The sequence below is a fragment of the Pseudomonas zanjanensis genome, assembly GCF_014268745.2.
GTDB classification, from domain to species: domain Bacteria; phylum Pseudomonadota; class Gammaproteobacteria; order Pseudomonadales; family Pseudomonadaceae; genus Aquipseudomonas; species Aquipseudomonas zanjanensis.
This window is the reverse complement of sequence record NZ_JABWRB020000001.1, coordinates 1,367,666-1,384,465: the sequence shown is the minus strand read 5'-3', so window position 1 is coordinate 1,384,465 and position 16,800 is coordinate 1,367,666. Positions and strand designations below refer to the sequence as shown.

Annotated in this window: 12 protein-coding genes and 2 riboswitches; of the genes, 5 read left to right on the top strand and 7 right to left on the bottom strand. The window is 62.5% G+C overall.

The window, feature by feature from the left end:
* Positions 1 to 10: 10 nt before the first annotated feature.
* The 5 genes from cobN to HU715_RS27515 all read right to left on the bottom strand — a co-directional run bounded on the left by cobN (position 11) and on the right by HU715_RS27515 (position 6,909).
* Positions 11 to 3,784, bottom strand: a complete 3,774-nt coding sequence (cobN, locus tag HU715_RS06265; RefSeq protein ID WP_186706684.1) for a cobaltochelatase subunit CobN — start codon at positions 3,782 to 3,784, stop codon at positions 11 to 13.
* 3 nt (positions 3,785 to 3,787) lie between these two features.
* Positions 3,788 to 4,852: a cobalamin biosynthesis protein CobW gene (gene cobW, locus HU715_RS06260; RefSeq protein ID WP_186706683.1), complete on the bottom strand. Its 1,065-nt coding sequence runs from the start codon at positions 4,850 to 4,852 to the stop codon at positions 3,788 to 3,790.
* Positions 4,853 to 4,948: 96 nt separating this feature from the next.
* Positions 4,949 to 5,163, bottom strand: a riboswitch (cobalamin riboswitch).
* Between the two features lie 167 nt (positions 5,164 to 5,330).
* On the bottom strand, positions 5,331 to 5,567 hold the full coding sequence (locus HU715_RS06255; protein WP_186706682.1) for a hypothetical protein: 237 nt from the start codon (positions 5,565 to 5,567) through the stop codon (positions 5,331 to 5,333).
* Positions 5,568 to 5,645: 78 nt separating this feature from the next.
* Positions 5,646 to 5,864: a hypothetical protein gene (locus HU715_RS06250; protein ID WP_186706681.1), complete on the bottom strand. Its 219-nt coding sequence runs from the start codon at positions 5,862 to 5,864 to the stop codon at positions 5,646 to 5,648.
* 565 nt (positions 5,865 to 6,429) lie between these two features.
* Positions 6,430 to 6,909 carry a toxin-activating lysine-acyltransferase gene (locus HU715_RS27515; protein ID WP_367617211.1) on the bottom strand — a complete coding sequence of 160 codons (480 nt, stop codon included), beginning with the start codon at positions 6,907 to 6,909 and terminating at the stop codon, positions 6,430 to 6,432.
* A gap of 196 nt (positions 6,910 to 7,105) precedes the next feature.
* Positions 7,106 to 7,329: riboswitch (cobalamin riboswitch) on the top strand.
* A 101-nt stretch (positions 7,330 to 7,430) separates the two neighbouring features.
* On the opposite strand from HU715_RS27515, the gene HU715_RS06240 reads away from it, so the two are divergent.
* From HU715_RS06240 to cobM, 4 genes are all read left to right on the top strand, one after another.
* On the top strand, positions 7,431 to 7,619 hold the full coding sequence (locus HU715_RS06240; RefSeq protein WP_053121497.1) for a CbtB domain-containing protein: 189 nt from the start codon (positions 7,431 to 7,433) through the stop codon (positions 7,617 to 7,619).
* Positions 7,620 to 7,630: 11 nt separating this feature from the next.
* Complete coding sequence (locus tag HU715_RS06235) at positions 7,631 to 8,326, top strand: CbtA family protein (RefSeq protein WP_186706680.1); 696 nt, start codon at positions 7,631 to 7,633, stop codon at positions 8,324 to 8,326.
* Positions 8,323 to 8,727, top strand: coding sequence for a cobalamin biosynthesis protein (locus HU715_RS06230; protein WP_186706679.1), 405 nt, complete (start codon positions 8,323 to 8,325; stop codon positions 8,725 to 8,727). The genes HU715_RS06235 and HU715_RS06230 overlap by 4 nt, the downstream gene beginning before the upstream one ends.
* A gap of 78 nt (positions 8,728 to 8,805) precedes the next feature.
* On the top strand, positions 8,806 to 9,552 hold the full coding sequence (cobM, locus tag HU715_RS06225; protein ID WP_186706678.1) for a precorrin-4 C(11)-methyltransferase: 747 nt from the start codon (positions 8,806 to 8,808) through the stop codon (positions 9,550 to 9,552).
* A 367-nt stretch (positions 9,553 to 9,919) separates the two neighbouring features.
* Here cobM and nfuA read toward each other — a convergent pair whose 3' ends face one another.
* Together nfuA and HU715_RS06215 are read right to left on the bottom strand one after the other, a co-directional pair.
* Complete coding sequence (nfuA, locus tag HU715_RS06220; protein ID WP_003182850.1) at positions 9,920 to 10,504, bottom strand: Fe-S biogenesis protein NfuA; 585 nt, start codon at positions 10,502 to 10,504, stop codon at positions 9,920 to 9,922.
* A gap of 115 nt (positions 10,505 to 10,619) precedes the next feature.
* A complete protein-coding gene (locus tag HU715_RS06215) occupies positions 10,620 to 12,911 on the bottom strand; it encodes a fatty acid cis/trans isomerase (RefSeq protein WP_186706677.1) in 2,292 nt (763 codons plus the stop codon).
* A 154-nt stretch (positions 12,912 to 13,065) separates the two neighbouring features.
* Between HU715_RS06215 and metH the strand changes: the two genes are divergently transcribed.
* A complete protein-coding gene (gene metH / locus HU715_RS06210) occupies positions 13,066 to 16,776 on the top strand; it encodes a methionine synthase (RefSeq protein WP_186706676.1) in 3,711 nt (1,236 codons plus the stop codon).
* Positions 16,777 to 16,800: the final 24 nt, after the last annotated feature.

The window sequence follows — 16,800 nt, the reverse complement described above, 5'->3', positions numbered from 1 at the left end:
CAAAGGTACTTCAGCCATCTTCTTCAATGTCCAACAACAAATTTTCCAACGCCTCGCGATACTCGCCTGGATCCTGCCACATCCCTCGCTGCTGCGCTTCGAGCATGCGCTCGGTCATGTCCCGCAGGGCGTCGGGGTTGTGCTGGCGAACGAACTCCCGGGTGTCCGGGTCGAGCAGGTAGGCATCGGCCAGCAAGGCGTACTGATGGTCATCGATCAACTGCGTTGTGGCATCGAAGGCAAACAGGTTGTCCACCGTCGCCGCCAGTTCGAAAGCGCCTTTGTAGCCGTGCCGCTTCACGCCGTCGATCCACTTCGGATTGGCCGCGCGGGAACGGATGACCCGGTTGAGTTCCTCCTTCAGGGTACGAATCCTGGGCAAGTCCGGCTGGCTGTGATCGCCATGGTAACTGGCCGCCGCATCGCCACTGAGGGTCTCGACCGCCGCCAGCATGCCGCCTTGGAATTGGTAGTAATCATTGGAGTCGAGCAGGTCGTGCTCGCGGTTGTCCTGGTTCTGCAACACCGCCTGCACCTGGCTCAAGCGCCGGGAGAACTGCTCCCGGGCGGCGGTGCCTTCATCGCTGGCACCGTAGGCGTAGCCGCCCCAGTTCAGGTACACCTCGGCCAGGTCCTCGCGGCTCTGCCACAACCGACCGTCAATCGCACCCTGCACGCCCGCGCCATAGGCACCGGGCTTGGCCCCGAAAATCCGCCAGCCGGCCTGGCGCGCCGCGGCTTCCGGCTCAAGACCCGACGCCTGCAAGGCTTCGCGCTCGCTGCGCACCTTGGCCGCCAAGGGGTTCATGTCGTCCGGCTCATCAAGGGCGGCGACGGCCTGCACGGCGGCGTCGAACAAGCGGATCAGGTTGGCAAAGGCATCCCGGAAGAACCCGGACACCCGCAACGTGACATCGACCCGGGGCCGGTCCAGCAGGCTCAACGGCAGGATCTCGAAGTCATCGACCCGCTGGCTGCCGGTGGCCCACACCGGACGCACGCCCATCAACGCCATGGCCTGGGCAATATCGTCACCGCCGGTCCGCATCGTGGCGGTGCCCCATACCGACAGGCCGAGTTGGCGCAGGTGATCGCCGTGGTCCTGCAAGTGCCGTTCAAGGATCAGGTTCGCCGACTGGAAACCGATGCGCCACGCCGTGGTGGTGGGCAGGTTGCGCACGTCCACCGAGAAAAAGTTACGCCCGGTGGGCAACACGTCCAGACGCCCGCGGCTCGGCGCGCCGCTGGGGCCGGCCGGTACGAAGCGCCCGCCCAGGGCATCGAGCAGGCCACGCATTTCCGCCGGGCCGCAGGCGTCCAGGCGCGGGGCCACGATGGATCGCAGGTTTTCAATAATGTCGAAAACCGTCTCCCAGCCCACCCCCTCCAGTGGCTCGACGACACCGTCCAGCGCCCGCTCGATCAACTGCGCCGCGAACAGCTCCAGGCGCTCGCGAGTATCACCGGCGGTGCGCCAAGGCTCGGTACTGACCTGACGCAACGCGTCGGGGCGCTCCCCCGTCCAGGGCTCGGCCAAGGCACAATCCAGCGGATCGAAGCCCAGCCCGAACGCCTTCGCCAACGCTCGCAGCAGGCTCGACTGGGCGCCTTTGCCATCGCCCCGGGGAATGCGCAGCAACGCCAGCAACGTATCGATGCGCAGCCGCCCGCTGGGCGACTCGCCAAAAACATGCAGGCCGTCGCGGATCTGCGACTCCTTCAAGTCGCACAGATAGGTGTCCAGGCGTGGCAGCCAGATCGCCGCGTCGGCATCGCTGTCCAGGGCGGCATCCAGTTGCAGCTCACGGTCGATGTGCGTCTCGCGCACCAGGTTGAGGATGTCCCGCTGCAGCTCCCGGGCGCGGCGCGGATCGAGCAATTGCGCCTCGTAGTATTCGTCGGCCAGCAGCTCGAGGTTACGCAGCGGCCCATAGGTTTCGGCCCGGGTCAGCGGCGGCATCAAGTGGTCGATGATCACCGCCTGGGTCCGTCGCTTGGCCTGGGCGCCCTCGCCCGGGTCGTTGACGATGAATGGATAGATATTCGGCAGCGGCCCCAGCAGCACGTCCGGCCAGCAGTTTTCCGAGAGCCCGACGCCCTTGCCCGGCAGCCATTCGAGGTTGCCGTGCTTGCCGACGTGGATCACTGCGTGGACGCCGTAGGCGTGGCGCAACCAGAAATAAAACGCCAGGTAACCGTGGGGCGGTACCAGGTCCGGATCGTGGTAAACCGCGCTCGGATCGACCTGATAACCCCGCGCCGGCTGGATGCCGACAAACGTCAGGCCCAGGCGCAGGCCGGCGACCATCAGGCGCCCGTCGCGGAACATCGGGTCCTGCTCGGGCGAGCCCCAGCGCGCCAGCACCGCTTGGCGATTGGCCTCGGGCAGCGCGTCGAACAGGGATTGGTAGGCATCGAGGGCCAGGCTCTGGTGGCAGGGGCGCAGGTCGAGGCTGTCCAGGTCGTTACTGACACCGCCGAGCAATTGCTGGATCAACGCAGTGCCGCTCGCCGGCAGTTCGGCCGGCAATGGATAGCCCTCGGCCTGCAAGGCCCGCAGGATATTCAGCGCCGCCGCCGGGGTGTCCAGGCCGACACCGTTGCCGATGCGCCCATCCCGGGTCGGGTAGTTGGCAAGAATCAGCGCCACTCGCTTTTGCCCAATGGGCAGGCGCGCCAGGGTGGTCCAACGTTGGGCCAGTGCGGCGACAAAATCCATGCGCTCGGGCGCGGCGCGGTAGCAGACCACGTCGCTCTGGCTGCGTTCGCTGCGCCAGGCCAAGTCCTTGAAACTGATGGGGCGGCTGATGATTCGTCCGTCCAGTTCCGGCAAGGCAATGTGCATCGCCAGGTCCCGTGGTCCCAAGCCCTGCTCGTTGGCGCGCCAGCCGGGTTCGTTGTCCTGGGCGCAAATGGCCTGGATCACCGGGATATTGCGGCGAAACGGTCGCAGATGTGGGGCTTCGGGGCTGGATTGAGCGAAGCCGGTGGTATTGAGGATCACCCCCGCTTCCACTTCGTCCAGCCAGTTCTCTACCAGCGCCAGGCAAGCCGGCTCCTTGAGGCTGGCCACGGCAATCGGCAGCGGATTGAGCCCCGCCGCTTGCAGGCGCTGGCAAAACACGTCGATGAACGCGGTGTTCGCCGCTTGCAGGTGGGAGCGATAAAACAGCACCGCCGCCACCGGTTGCCCGACCTGCCAGTCGGCTTGCCAATCGCCGAGGCTGGCGCTGGTTTTTAGCGGGTGATAGATCGCCGTGCGTGGCAAAGCCTGCGGCTCGCCCCACGGATAATCGCGGCCGAACCATTGGCTGCCGAGGTTGTGAAACAGGTCCAGGGCATTGCCCAGGCCACCCTGGCGCAAGAACTGCCAGAGCCGGTCACGGTCCTCGACGGCCACGTTGCTCAGGTCACTGAGCTCCGGGTCCGGACGGTCATCCCCCGGCACCAGGATCAGCTTCACCCCGCGTCCAGCCAGTTCCATCAGGCGCTCGATGCCGTAACGCCAATAGCCGATGCCGCCGTGCAGCGACAACAGTATGACCTTGGCGTGTTGCAGCACGTCTTCGAAATACAGGTCCACCGAGGCGTGGTTCTGCACCTGCATCGGGTTGGCGAGGCGAAACTGCGGGTAGTCGTCCGGCAACTGCCGCGCTGCTTCGGCCAATAGCGCCAGGCTGGAATCGCCGCTGCACAGGATCACCAGTTCGGCGGGGGTTTGCCCCAGGTCGGCAATGTTGTCATCCGACACGAAACCGCCGGGCTGGGTCCTGAGCAGGTGCATGGCTTAGGCGCTGAGGGCGGCGCGCAACTGCGCTTCGAGCAGCGCGGCATCCAGCGCCTGGCCGATCAGCACCAGACGGGTGACCCGCGCTTCCTCGGCGCCCCACTGACGGTCGAAATGCTTGTCGAAGCGCGTACCGACGCCCTGGATCAACAGGCGCATCGGCTTGTTCGGGATCGCCGCGAAACCCTTGACCCGCAGCACGCCGTGCTGGACCACCAGTTGCGTCAGTGCATCCAGCAGCAGGCTTTCGTCGGCCTGGGGCAGTTCGATGGAAATGGAATCGAAGGCGTCATGATCGTGGTCATCGTCGTCGCCGTCATGGTGATGGTCGTGATGGCTGTGGCGGCCGTCGATGTGTTCTTCGGAACCGGCGCCCAGGCCGATCAGCACGTCCAGTGGCAGGCGACCGCTGCTGGCTTCGATGACCTTGACCGCTGGCGGCAGTTCTTCGGCGACTTCCAGGCGCACCCTGGCCAGGTCTTCAGGGCTGATCAGGTCGGCCTTGTTGAGGATCACCAGGTCGGCGCTGGCCAGTTGGTCGGCGAACAATTCGTGCAGCGGCGATTCGTGATCCAGGTTCGGGTCGAGTTTGCGCTGGGCGTCGACCTGGTCGGGGAAGGCGGCAAAGGTACCCGCGGCCACGGCCGGGCTGTCCACGACGGTGATCACCGCATCGACGGTGCAGGCGCTGCGGATTTCCGGCCATTGGAAGGCTTGGACCAGTGGCTTGGGCAGAGCCAGGCCGGAGGTTTCAATGAGGATGTGGTCGAGGTCGCCACGCCGGGCCACCAATTCACGCATCACCGGGAAAAATTCTTCCTGCACCGTGCAGCACAGGCAACCGTTGGCCAGTTCGTAGACGCGGCCGTTGGCTTCTTCTTCGGTGCAACCGATGGTGCACTGCTTGAGGATCTCGCCGTCGATGCCCAGCTCGCCGAACTCGTTGACGATCACGGCGATGCGCCGGCCCTGGGCGTTGTCGAGCATGTGCCGCAGCAAGGTGGTCTTACCCGAGCCGAGGAAACCGGTGACGATGGTGACGGGGAGTTTGGCCAGTGTTTTCATCGGATGCCCTTTGGCAAGGTGGCGGGCAAACGGGACGACAACCGCTGGCACAGGCGTGCGGAAGATTTCGCCACCGGATCACCCCGCCCGGTTGTAGTGAGAATCTGTCTCGAGGCAGGTCTCCTGGCTGACGGCGGGCCGGTCTTTCGACTGGCAATTGCTGCGCCTTCCCGTGCGCCTTTGGTAAAAGGGCATGCACAGTGGCCTTGCAGAAACCTCACCGTTCACAGTTGCGGGGGCAGCCGCGGCTTGGACCGCGTTCCCTTCTTAGCTCCGGCGCATGCCGAAGAACCTCGAAGGCGCAAGGCTACGCAGGGTGTGGGGGGCGGGTCAATCTCCAGTGCGTTGTGCGGTGTATGTCCGGGCCTCATCGCGAGCAGGCTCGCTCCCACAGTGGATCTACATTGGCCTTGAATTTTGGGCCCGGCGAAGATCCCTGTGCGAGCTTGCTCGCGATTGGCGCGACTCGGTACTCATCTTAGACCTTCCAACCGACAACTGAGCCGCACAGGGGGACAGATACATCTTCCGAGCAGGCTTGCATCAAGAAAATGGCAAAAATAACAAGTACCACCAGCCTAACGGGTGGATGCAACTCAAACCCAGCCAATCGTTTTAGCAATAAAAAAATAGTCATCAATAGAAAAATAACGACAAGCCCCAACATAACTTCCATGAACCCTATACAAAGTTCACGCCAGGAAAACGTCTCCATCGTGCCTCCGCCGAATCAGGAACGACCCTTGTGAAAAAATGGCAAAAACACCCATTGATACTATGTTTCACCAGCTATTCAGCCACACAAGCGAATAGGCATATTTTCTGAACATACGCGCACTATGATGAAGCTACCCGCCATGACAACCAGATACTTGACCGGCTGAGAAAACTCAAATCCTGAAATTTTTTTAATTAATAAACAGACAGCTGTCATCACAAGAAGCGCCACCCCTCCCCACACTCCGCCCGTAGCCACAACCATACAGAGTTCACTCCAAAAAAAAGCGCTCACCCCACCTCCTCAATAATTAATTGACATCCCACACCAATTACAAAAAACTCTCCAGACATCACCACAAACAAATCCGAACACTATAAAACCAAGAAGCCCAACCACGAGCTTGCAACCTTCTGTCACAAGCTAAAGTTCGCGATAGAAGTCCACCCCGCATCGCGGCCACGCGCCCATACAGTGCAACCATGGACTTCCATCTGCGAATTCAAGTTAAGAAACTAGGCACCAGTATTTCCGAGCCCCCGACTCACATACCCTCCCGCCATACCGCCATAAAAACCTAACATCGCTGCCCCGGCCGCTTGTGCGGTGGTAGTGGGCGTAAAAAATCCAGTCACCGCGCCACCTAACATAGCTGCACCCGCTCCTGTCCATGTGGCCGACGAGCCGCTTCCTGCCTGCGCCCCAACATACCCCGCCCCCGCTGCTACGGCACCGGCGGCGGCCCCCAATGGACCTACAGCCCCACTGATCATCTCGATTTCAGCCAATGTCAAATCACGCATTCCCATATCTCCTTCGGTCAATAAAACGGCTCCAGTAAATTAGCTTACCGCCACCGTTAGTAATTTAAGCCCCGCACTTTCATTGAGCGGCTCTTCAAACGTCCACAATGTGTGGCATAGGGACGTTTGCGAGCCCAGTAAACTCTATCAACACCCTCCCCTCGGAAAATCTCCTTCATCCTCCCTATAGCCTCTCTTGCACCCCCGACAGGAAAACAAAAATCAATAATCCAAGTTCTACCCCCTTCATTCCACTCCGAAGGGTGAAGCAAAAACTCCGGATCCGTGAGTAAGCGCTCCTCGGAATCGGGCGCCAAGTACGCCCACGTCACATACCCCCTAGGCAGCCCAGTACGATCAAAGAAAAACACAATCTGCCGATGATCAATTGCAGGCGACAGCCAGAAACCCAATGTCAGCATCCGAAAGGTGGAATACTGCCTGCACATAAACATGACCATGCTGGCGAACCCTAAAAACTTTGCCTTCTCTTCAGTTATCGAACAGCGGCATTCAGTCCGCAGATCAAACTCCATTTTCACCTAGACACCTCCTAACTGCGCCCCGCTATTTTCAAGCGCCTCCAAAAAAGTTCATGACTGAGTCACCTGATTAACAGCACCGCCTTGATTTGAAGGTGAATTAAATATCACTGAATACTGGATGAATACCCTACATGTGTAGGGGTAGGCGGCACCTCGCCAATTGACGCCCTACCCCCACCCATGCTCTCCTGTGCGCCTAGTTACGGGTGCCCTTCACAGGGTGAAACGGGAAACCGGTGAATCGTGTGCTTTAATCCAAGCCCACGTCAGTCCGGTGCTGCCCCCGCAACGGTAAGCGAGCGAAGCGTCTGAACCACTGTGTCCACGGACATGGGAAGGGTGACGCTTGCAGGCCAGGCACAAGCCCAGCCCCTCGTGAGCCCGGAGACCGGCCCATGACTCAAGCATCAACAAACCCGCGGTGGGCGGGCGCTGTTCGAACCTTGGCGGGTTTTCGCCCGGGGTCTCATCGCGCTCGCATCCCCCACGGAACAAAAACAGAGGGAAGCGCCATGTCGACCATCAGCAGCACCGCCCGCTCCGCCAGCAGCACCACCACCCTGAGCCAACGCCTGAGCGCCGCGATCCTGGCTTCGATCCTTGGCGCGGGGCTGGTCTATTTCGCCGGGTTCTCCCACATCGAAGCAGTACACAACGCCGCCCACGATACCCGCCACAGCGCCGCCTTCCCCTGCCATTGAGAACCGACGACATGATCAAGCGTATCGCCCAGACCGCCGGTTTCAGCGGTTTGCTGGCCGCCCTGCTGTTGACCCTGTTGCAGAGTTTCTGGGTATCGCCGCTGATTCTCCAGGCGGAAACCTTCGAGAAGGCTCCGGCGACCGAGGTTCACGAACACGCCGACGGGGCCGCCCATACCCATGACGCCGAAGCCTGGGGGCCGGAAGACGGCTGGCAGCGGGTATTGTCCACTACCGGCGGCAACCTGGTGGTCGCCGTGGGTTTTGCCCTGATGCTGGCGGGCCTGTACACCTTGCGCGCACCGACTCGCACGTCCCAAGGCCTGCTCTGGGGCCTGGCCGGTTATGCCACGTTCGTCCTGGCGCCGACCCTCGGCCTGCCCCCGGAGTTGCCCGGCACCGCGGCGGCCGACCTGGCCCAGCGACAAATGTGGTGGATTGGCACCGCGGCGTCCACGGCGGTGGGCATTGCCTTGATCGCCTTCGGCCAGCATTGGCTGCTCAAGGTACTGGGCGCGGCGACGTTGCTGGTGCCCCACGTCATCGGCGCACCGCAACCGGAAGTCCATTCGATGCTGGCACCCGAAGCGCTTGAGAGCCAGTTCAAGATCGCCTCGCAGGTGACCAACGTCGCGTTCTGGCTGGCCCTGGGCCTGATCAGCGCCTGGCTGTTTCGCCGTGGCGACCAAGCTCACCACGACGCATGAGCGCCGCGCCGATCCTGGTGATCGGCCTGGGCTGCCAGCGCGGTTGCCCGGCCAGCACACTGCGGGCCTTGCTCGAACAGACGTTGCTGGCCCACGGCATCGAGCTTCACCAGGTACGGGCCCTGGCCAGTATCGACCTCAAGCGTGACGAGCCCGGGTTGTTGGAACTGGCCGAGCAATTGGGCTTGCCGCTGACCTGCTTCAGTGCCGAACAGTTGGCCGAGTACGAGCCGCGGCTCAGTCACCGTTCCGAGATCGCTTTCGAGCGAACCGGTTGCTACGGCATTGCCGAAAGCGCTGCCCTGGCCTTGGCCGACCCGTTGGGCACCACGCCGTCAACACTGCTGATCCCCCGACAGAAAGGCCCCCAATGCACGTTGGCATTGGCGGTCGTGGTGTAAAACCCGATAATCGGCGTCCAGGATCATGAGCGATATTCATCTGGGCGACGCTCACCCACCTTTCTCAGGAGCCGGTCAATGACCGTGTACTTCATCGGCGCCGGCCCCGGCGACCCGGACCTCATCACGGTCAAAGGCCAACGACTGATCCGCCAGTGCGCGGTGATCATCTACGCCGGCTCGCTGGTGCCGACCGCCGTCCTCGAAGGCCATTGTGCCGAACAGGTGATCAACAGCGCCGAGCTGCATCTGGAACAAATCATCGAATTGATCAAGAGCGCCCATTTCAAGGGCCAGGATGTGGCCCGGGTACACTCTGGCGATCCGAGTTTGTACGGCGCCATCGGCGAGCAGATTCGCTGCTTGCGGGAACTGGGCATCCCGTTCGAGATCATCCCGGGAGTAACCGCGACCTCAGCCTGCGCCGCGCTGCTGGGCGCCGAACTGACCTTGCCGGACATCTCCCAGAGCCTGATCCTCACCCGCTACGCCGACAAGTCCCCTATGCCCGCTGGGGAAGAACTGGGCAGCCTGGCGCAGCACGGGGCGACCATGGCGATTCACCTGGGGGTCAATCATCTGGAAAAGATCGTCGACGAACTGCGGCCCCACTATGGCGGCGATTGCCCGATCGCGGTGATCCACCGGGCGACCTGGCCAGATCAGGATTGGGTGATGGGGACGTTGGACGATATCGCGACAAAGGTACAAGCCAAGGGCTTTCGCCGCACGGCGCTGATTCTGGTGGGACGGGTGTTGGGCAACGATGTGTTCAGCGAGTCCTCGCTGTACCGCGCCGGGCATGCGCATCTCTACCGGCCCTGACTCCCTCAGCAAGAGCTAACCCAGATTCCCCTGTGGGAGCGAGCTTGCTCGCGATAGCGGCGGGTCAGTTGACGACGCTGTCGAATGTGCCGACGCCTTCGCGAGCAAGCTCGCTCCCACAGGGATTTGCAGCGACAAGAAAAGTGACGGTCACCGCAGCTCCCACAGGGTTCGGCAGGTGCCCACAGGTTTACGCGCCGATCACCGAAGCTTTTGTGGCGAGGGAGCTTGCTCCCGCTGGACCGCGAAGCGGTCCCCTGGCAACCCCTGCATCATCACGAGAATGCATCGATTACCTGGCGATTGCTTCGCAATCGAGCGGGAGCAAGCTCCCTCGCCACAGCGTTTTGCGCGCAGCGAACACCTATCAGTAGTAGGCGTTTTCTTTCTGCGTATGGTCAGTCACGTCGCGTACGCCCTTGAGCTCCGGGATGCGCTCGAGCAAGGTGCGCTCGATGCCTTCCTTCAAGGTCACGTCGGCCTGGCCGCAGCCCTGGCAGCCGCCGCCGAACTGGAGCACGGCGATGCCGTCCTCCACCACGTCGATCAGCGACACCTGGCCGCCGTGGCTGGCCAGCCCCGGGTTGATTTCGGTTTGCAGGTAATAATTGATGCGCTCGTTGACCGGGCTGTCGGCGTTGACCATCGGCACCTTGGCGTTCGGCGCCTTGATGGTCAACTGGCCGCCCATGCGGTCGGTGGCGTAGTCGACGACCGCATCGTCCAGGAAAGCTTCGCTGAACGAGTCGATGTACGCGGTGAAGCTCTTGAGCCCCAACGCGGTGTCTTCGGGTTTTTCTTCCCCCGGCTTGCAGTAGGCGATGCACGTCTCTGCGTACTGGGTGCCGGGCTGGGTGATGAAGATGCGGATCCCGATACCCGGGGTGTTCTGCTTGGACAGCAGGTCGGCCAGGTAATCGTGGGCGGCATCGGTAATGGTTATGGCGGTCATGGAAACTCCTCGCAGGCTTGCCGGCAGTTTACGCCAATCATCGCGCCGGACAAAGTCCTAGTATTTTTGTCAGGAAAGCATCCGGCGGCACGGGGTTTGCCACCGGACCTGTCGATCAGAGGTTCTGGTAGCGATTCATGTCCAGCACACCGCTTTCCACGGGCTCCGTCTCCTGGATGTACTGGCTCAGGTCATGAAAGTAGTACCAGAACTGCGGGTGGCTGCGGCGAATCCCCCAGCGCTCGACAATCCGCTCGAACGCCGGCGCGTCCTGGGCGCCTTGCATGGCTTCGACGAAAGCCGGCACTTGCCCGGCCGGAATGTTGAACAGGAAGTTCGGATAGCTGCTGAGCACGCCCGGGTAGACCGTCAGCGTGTCCAGCCCCGGTTGGTAGCGCCGTTCCTCGCCCAGCAGGAACGCCACGTTACTGTGGGCGCGGTTGCGCAGCAGGCTGTAGACCTCACGACGACCGCCAACGGTTTCGACGCGCAGCATCGTCGCTTCCGGCAGTTGATCGATCACCTTGAGCCCCGCCGCCGGGCGCGACACCAGCCGACTGAGGGCCTGCTCGGCGTTTTGCAGCGTCGGGTCGATGTTCGGGCGTGAGCAGTAGGCTCCGTCGCAGCGGTTGAGCGGATCGGGGCGCGCGTTCAGCTCGCCATAGCGGGCTAGCAATTGCTGGGTGAAATCGCGCTTGGGGTCGTGCTCGTCAAGCTTGAGGGCCGTCGGCTTGTCATTGTCGATGGCCTCGTAATCGAGCCACATCTTGACTTTGCCACCGTCCTGATACCAGTCGTCCAAGTAGTCTTCGCGGGAGTCAGCGGGCATCAAGCGCAGGAAGTTCTGTTCCGCGCCGTTGCGGATCAAGTCGAAATACAACCGGGTCTGGGCCTGGTGGGACACGTTGCCGAACACGTCGAAATTCACCGCCAGCTGATAATAGGTACGCTCCAGCAACGGGAAGTCGAACAGCCACATTGTCTGCGGTACCTCGCCGATCAGCCCCTTGGTGACCGAAGCACTGTCGAAATGCCGGAAAATGCTCAGCAGCGCGTTGTCGTTGCCGGCCCACAGCGTCGACCAGCTCGGTGCCGGCAGCTCGGCATAGTTGTCGCGGCGCAAGGCTTCGTATTCGTTACGTTTGTCCCGATAGTCGAGCCACAGACTGACGACACTGCCCACGTCATCGTTCTGCCCCGGCATCGCCAACAGCGGCGTGGCCTGGCCGCGGTAGTTCGGATCGGTGATGTACAGGTCGTGCTCGGGGGCCTGGAACAGCGCCCAGAAATTGTCGCGGATCACATCCGTGGCGATCTGGCCACGGCACACCGGCCCGCGAATGAACGTGCGCACGAAGTACTCGGCGTTATCGAGCATGAACTGGTAGCGGGCCTGGGCCGGGATCGCTTCGAAGGTGGAAAAAGGATTGGCCCGGCGCTCCGGCCCATAACCCGGCAGCGCGCTGACCTGCCAGTTGCCGCTGTAGAACAGGCTCTTGATGCGCGCCATTTTCGCCGCGCTCAAGCCGTAGGTGATGTGGGTCTTGTGCACGATCACCCCCTGCACCGGCCAGAGCCGGTAATAAATGCGGGTACCAGGGTCGTCGTTGGGACGGCGGGTGTTGATCAGGTCGATCGGCTGGCCCGTGGGTGTGCGCGAACGCACCCACTGGAAGAAATGCCCCGGCTCGCCGCCCTTGAAATAGATGTGCGCCAGGAACCAGTGTTCGAACAACCAGCGGCCCACCAGGCTTTCCCGGGCGCCCGGGGCATTGAGCAGGTTTTCCCATTGCACCACCTGCAAGGCTTCGGCGGCGCTTGGGGCCAGGGCCTGCTGATCGATGGGCGCACCGGCCGCCAGCCAGCGCTGCAGGGTCTGGTATTGCTGGTCAGTCAGGCCGGTGACGGCCAGGGGCATGCCTTCCTTGGGATGGGCGCCGGCATATTCGTCGAATTGACCCGGCATCGCGCAACTGTTGTCGCGGTTGAGGCCCAGGACGATCTCTTCCGGCAGCTTGGCGTTAGGCTGCAACGGCGTGCGATGGCCCAACTCCAGCATGCGCGCCATCAATGCAGCCTGGCTGCCCTGGGCGTCGAGCACTGAATAGAAGCCCTTGCGTTGCCAGGCGCGCGGGCCGGAGGCGTCATAAAACAAACGGGTCGGGTCGGCCGCCTGGCGCCGCTCGCCGTCATACACCGACAGCTTGCTCGCCCCCCGCGCCGCGCCCTCGCCGCTGCCCAGGTTCAACTGGCAGGCGGAGTCGTAGCAGGCATGGCAGGCCACGCATTTTTCCGTGAGGATCGGCTGGATATCGCGGGTGTAGGAGATCGCGGAAGCGGGATTCCCGGCGGCTGCGGTAAAAGACAACAGCAGCAACAGACTGCCGAATAAGACGCGGTACGGCATGTCTCGGGTCCCTAAGAGATAATCCGGCGATTCTACCGGGCCAGCATCGCCTTGCAAACATGAGCGATATTCATGCAAAAGCCGTCATGATCAAATCCTGCACAGGTTTGCTATTATCCCGGCCTTCGTAATGGTCTTTTTTCCAGGTAGTCCTATGTCTGATCGCAGCGCTCGCCTTTATCTTCTCCAGCAAGCCCTCAAGGAACGCATCCTGATCCTCGACGGCGGCATGGGCACGATGATCCAGAGCTACAAGCTGGAAGAACAGGACTACCGCGGCAAGCGTTTTGCCGACTGGCCGAGCGACGTCAAGGGCAACAACGATTTGCTCGTGCTGAGCCGCCCCGACGTGATCGGCGCCATTGAAAAAGCCTACCTGGATGCCGGTGCCGACATCCTGGAAACCAACACCTTCAACGCCACCCAGGTGTCCCAGGCCGACTACGGCATGCAAGGCCTGGCCTACGAGCTGAACCTGGAAGGCGCGCGCCTGGCGCGTAAAGTGGCCGATGCCAAGACCCTCGAAACCCCGGACAAGCCGCGCTTCGTCGCCGGCGTGCTCGGCCCGACCAGCCGCACCTGCTCGCTGTCGCCGGACGTGAACAACCCTGGCTACCGCAACGTGACCTTCGACGAATTGGTGGAGAACTACACCGAGGCCACCAAGGGCCTGATCGAAGGCGGCGCCGACCTGATCCTCATCGAGACGATCTTCGACACGCTGAACGCCAAGGCGGCGATCTTTGCCGTGCAAGGCGTCTACGAAGAACTGGGCGTCGAACTGCCGATCATGATCTCCGGCACCATCACCGACGCCTCTGGCCGCACCCTCTCCGGCCAGACCACCGAAGCCTTCTGGAACTCGGTGGCCCACGCCAAGCCCATTTCCGTCGGCCTGAACTGCGCCCTCGGCGCCAGCGAACTGCGCCCGTACCTGGAAGAGCTGTCGAACAAGGCCAGCACCCACGTCTCGGCCCACCCCAACGCCGGCCTGCCCAACGAATTCGGGGAATACGACGAACTGCCGGCCGAGACGGCCAAGGTCATCGAAGAGTTTGCCCAGAGCGGTTTCCTGAATATCGTCGGCGGCTGCTGCGGCACCACCCCGGCGCACATCGAAGCCATCGCCAAGGCCGTGGCCGGCTATGCGCCGCGTCAGATTCCGGAGATTCCCCGGGCCTGCCGCCTGTCGGGCCTGGAGCCGTTCACCATCGACCGCAGCTCGCTGTTCGTCAACGTCGGCGAGCGGACCAACATCACCGGTTCCGCCAAGTTCGCCCGGCTGATCCGCGAGGACAACTACACCGAAGCCCTGGAAGTGGCCCTGCAACAGGTCGAGGCCGGCGCCCAGGTGATCGACATCAACATGGACGAGGGCATGCTCGATTCGAAGAAGGCCATGGTGACCTTCCTCAATCTGATTGCCGGCGAACCGGACATTTCCCGGGTGCCGATCATGATCGACTCCTCCAAGTGGGAAGTGATCGAAGCGGGCCTCAAGTGCATCCAGGGCAAGGGCATCGTCAATTCCATCAGCATGAAGGAAGGCGTCGAGCAGTTCATCCACCACGCCAAGCTGTGCAAGCGCTACGGCGCCGCGGTGGTGGTGATGGCCTTCGACGAAGCCGGCCAGGCCGACACCGAGGCGCGCAAGAAGGAAATCTGCAAGCGCTCCTACGACATCCTGGTCAATGAAGTCGGTTTCCCGCCGGAAGACATCATCTTCGACCCGAACATCTTCGCCGTTGCCACCGGTATCGAGGAGCACAACAACTATGCCGTGGACTTCATCAACGCCTGCGCCTACATCCGCGACGAACTGCCCTACGCACTGACCTCCGGCGGCGTGTCCAACGTGTCGTTCTCGTTCCGCGGCAACAACCCGGTACGCGAAGCGATTCACTCGGTGTTCCTGCTCTATGCGATCCGCGCGGGCCTGACCATGGGCATCGTCAACGCCGGCCAACTGGAGATCTACGACCAGATCCCGGTGGAGCTGCGCGACGCCGTGGAAGACGTGATCCTCAACCGCACCCCCGAGGGCACCGACGCCCTGCTCGCCATCGCCGACAAGTACAAGGGCGACGGCAGCGTCAAGGAAGCGGAAACCGAAGAATGGCGCGGCTGGGAAGTGAACAAGCGCCTGGAGCACGCGCTGGTCAAGGGCATCACCACCCACATCGTCGAAGACACCGAGGAGTCGCGGCTGTCGTTCGCCCGGCCGATCGAGGTGATCGAAGGCCCGCTGATGGCCGGCATGAACATCGTCGGCGACCTGTTTGGCGCCGGCAAAATGTTCCTGCCCCAAGTGGTCAAGTCCGCCCGCGTCATGAAGCAGGCGGTGGCCCACCTGATCCCGTTCATCGAAGCGGAAAAAGGCGACAAGCCGGAGGCCAAGGGCAAGATCCTCATGGCGACGGTCAAGGGCGACGTGCATGACATCGGCAAGAACATCGTCGGCGTCGTGTTGGGGTGCAACGGCTATGACATCGTCGACCTGGGCGTGATGGTGCCGGCGGAGAAGATCCTGCAGGTGGCCAAGGAGCAGAAGTGCGACATCATCGGCCTGTCCGGCCTGATCACCCCGTCCCTGGATGAGATGGTGCACGTGGCACGGGAGATGCAGCGCCAGGACTTCCACCTGCCGCTGATGATTGGCGGTGCTACGACCTCCAAGGCCCACACAGCGGTGAAGATCGAGCCCAAGTACAGCAACGACGCGGTGATCTATGTCACCGACGCCTCCCGCGCCGTGGGCGTGGCGACCCAGTTGCTGTCCAAGGAGCTCAAGCCGGCGTTCGTCGAGAAAACCCGCCAGGACTATATCGACGTGCGCGAGCGCACCTCCAACCGCAGCGCCCGTACCGAACGCCTGAGCTACCCGGCGGCCGTGGCGAAGAAGCCGCAGTTCGACTGGAGCAGCTACCAGCCGGTCAAGCCGACCTTCACCGGTGCCAAGGTGCTGGACGACATCGACCTGAACGTCCTCGCCGAATACATCGACTGGACACCGTTCTTCATCTCCTGGGACCTGGCCGGCAAGTACCCACGCATCCTCACCGACGAAGTGGTCGGCGAAGCGGCCACGGCGCTGTACGCCGACGCCCGGGCGATGCTGCGCAAGCTGATCGACGAAAAACTCATCAGCGCCCGCGCCGTGTTCGGCTTCTGGCCGGCCAACCAGGTGCATGACGACGATCTGGAGGTCTATGGCGACGACGGCAAGCCACTGGCGCGCCTGCATCACCTGCGCCAGCAGATCATCAAGACCGACGGCAAGCCGAACTTCTCCCTGGCCGACTTCGTCGCGCCGAAGGACAGCGGCGTCACCGATTACGTCGGCGGCTTCATCACCACCGCCGGCATCGGCGCCGAAGAAGTCGCCAAGGCTTATCAAGAGGCCGGCGACGACTACAACTCGATCATGGTCAAGGCCCTGGCCGACCGTTTGGCCGAAGCCTGCGCCGAATGGCTGCACCAGCAGGTGCGCAAGGAACACTGGGGTTACGCCAAGGACGAAAGCCTGGACAACGAGGCGCTGATCAAGGAGCAATACACCGGCATCCGCCCTGCCCCCGGCTACCCGGCCTGCCCGGACCACACCGAGAAGGCCACGCTGTTCCGCCTGCTCGATCCCGAGGCCAGTGAAATGAAAGCCGGACGCAGCGGCGTGTTCCTCACCGAACACTACGCCATGTTCCCGGCAGCGGCGGTCAGCGGCTGGTATTTCGCCCATCCCCAGGCGCAGTACTTCGCGGTGGGCAAGATCGATAAGGATCAGGTCCAGAGCTATACCGCGCGCAAGGGCCAGGATCTGAGTGTGACGGAGCGCTGGTTGGCGCCGAATTTGGGTTACGACAACTAAGCGGAAAGACTGCGGACCGGTCTG

Coding starts and splice junctions, on each gene's coding strand:
- HU715_RS06235 (WP_186706680.1), top strand. CDS start 7,631: ATGATCAAGCGTATCGCCCAGACCGCCGGTTTCAGCGGTTTGCTGGCC.
- HU715_RS06215 (WP_186706677.1), bottom strand. CDS start 12,911: ATGCCGTACCGCGTCTTATTCGGCAGTCTGTTGCTGCTGTTGTCTTTT.
- cobN (WP_186706684.1), bottom strand. CDS start 3,784: ATGCACCTGCTCAGGACCCAGCCCGGCGGTTTCGTGTCGGATGACAAC.
- HU715_RS06230 (WP_186706679.1), top strand. CDS start 8,323: ATGAGCGCCGCGCCGATCCTGGTGATCGGCCTGGGCTGCCAGCGCGGT.
- HU715_RS06240 (WP_053121497.1), top strand. CDS start 7,431: ATGTCGACCATCAGCAGCACCGCCCGCTCCGCCAGCAGCACCACCACC.
- metH (WP_186706676.1), top strand. CDS start 13,066: ATGTCTGATCGCAGCGCTCGCCTTTATCTTCTCCAGCAAGCCCTCAAG.
- cobW (WP_186706683.1), bottom strand. CDS start 4,852: ATGAAAACACTGGCCAAACTCCCCGTCACCATCGTCACCGGTTTCCTC.
- cobM (WP_186706678.1), top strand. CDS start 8,806: ATGACCGTGTACTTCATCGGCGCCGGCCCCGGCGACCCGGACCTCATC.
- nfuA (WP_003182850.1), bottom strand. CDS start 10,504: ATGACCGCCATAACCATTACCGATGCCGCCCACGATTACCTGGCCGAC.
- HU715_RS06255 (WP_186706682.1), bottom strand. CDS start 5,567: ATGGAGACGTTTTCCTGGCGTGAACTTTGTATAGGGTTCATGGAAGTT.
- HU715_RS27515 (WP_367617211.1), bottom strand. CDS start 6,909: ATGGAGTTTGATCTGCGGACTGAATGCCGCTGTTCGATAACTGAAGAG.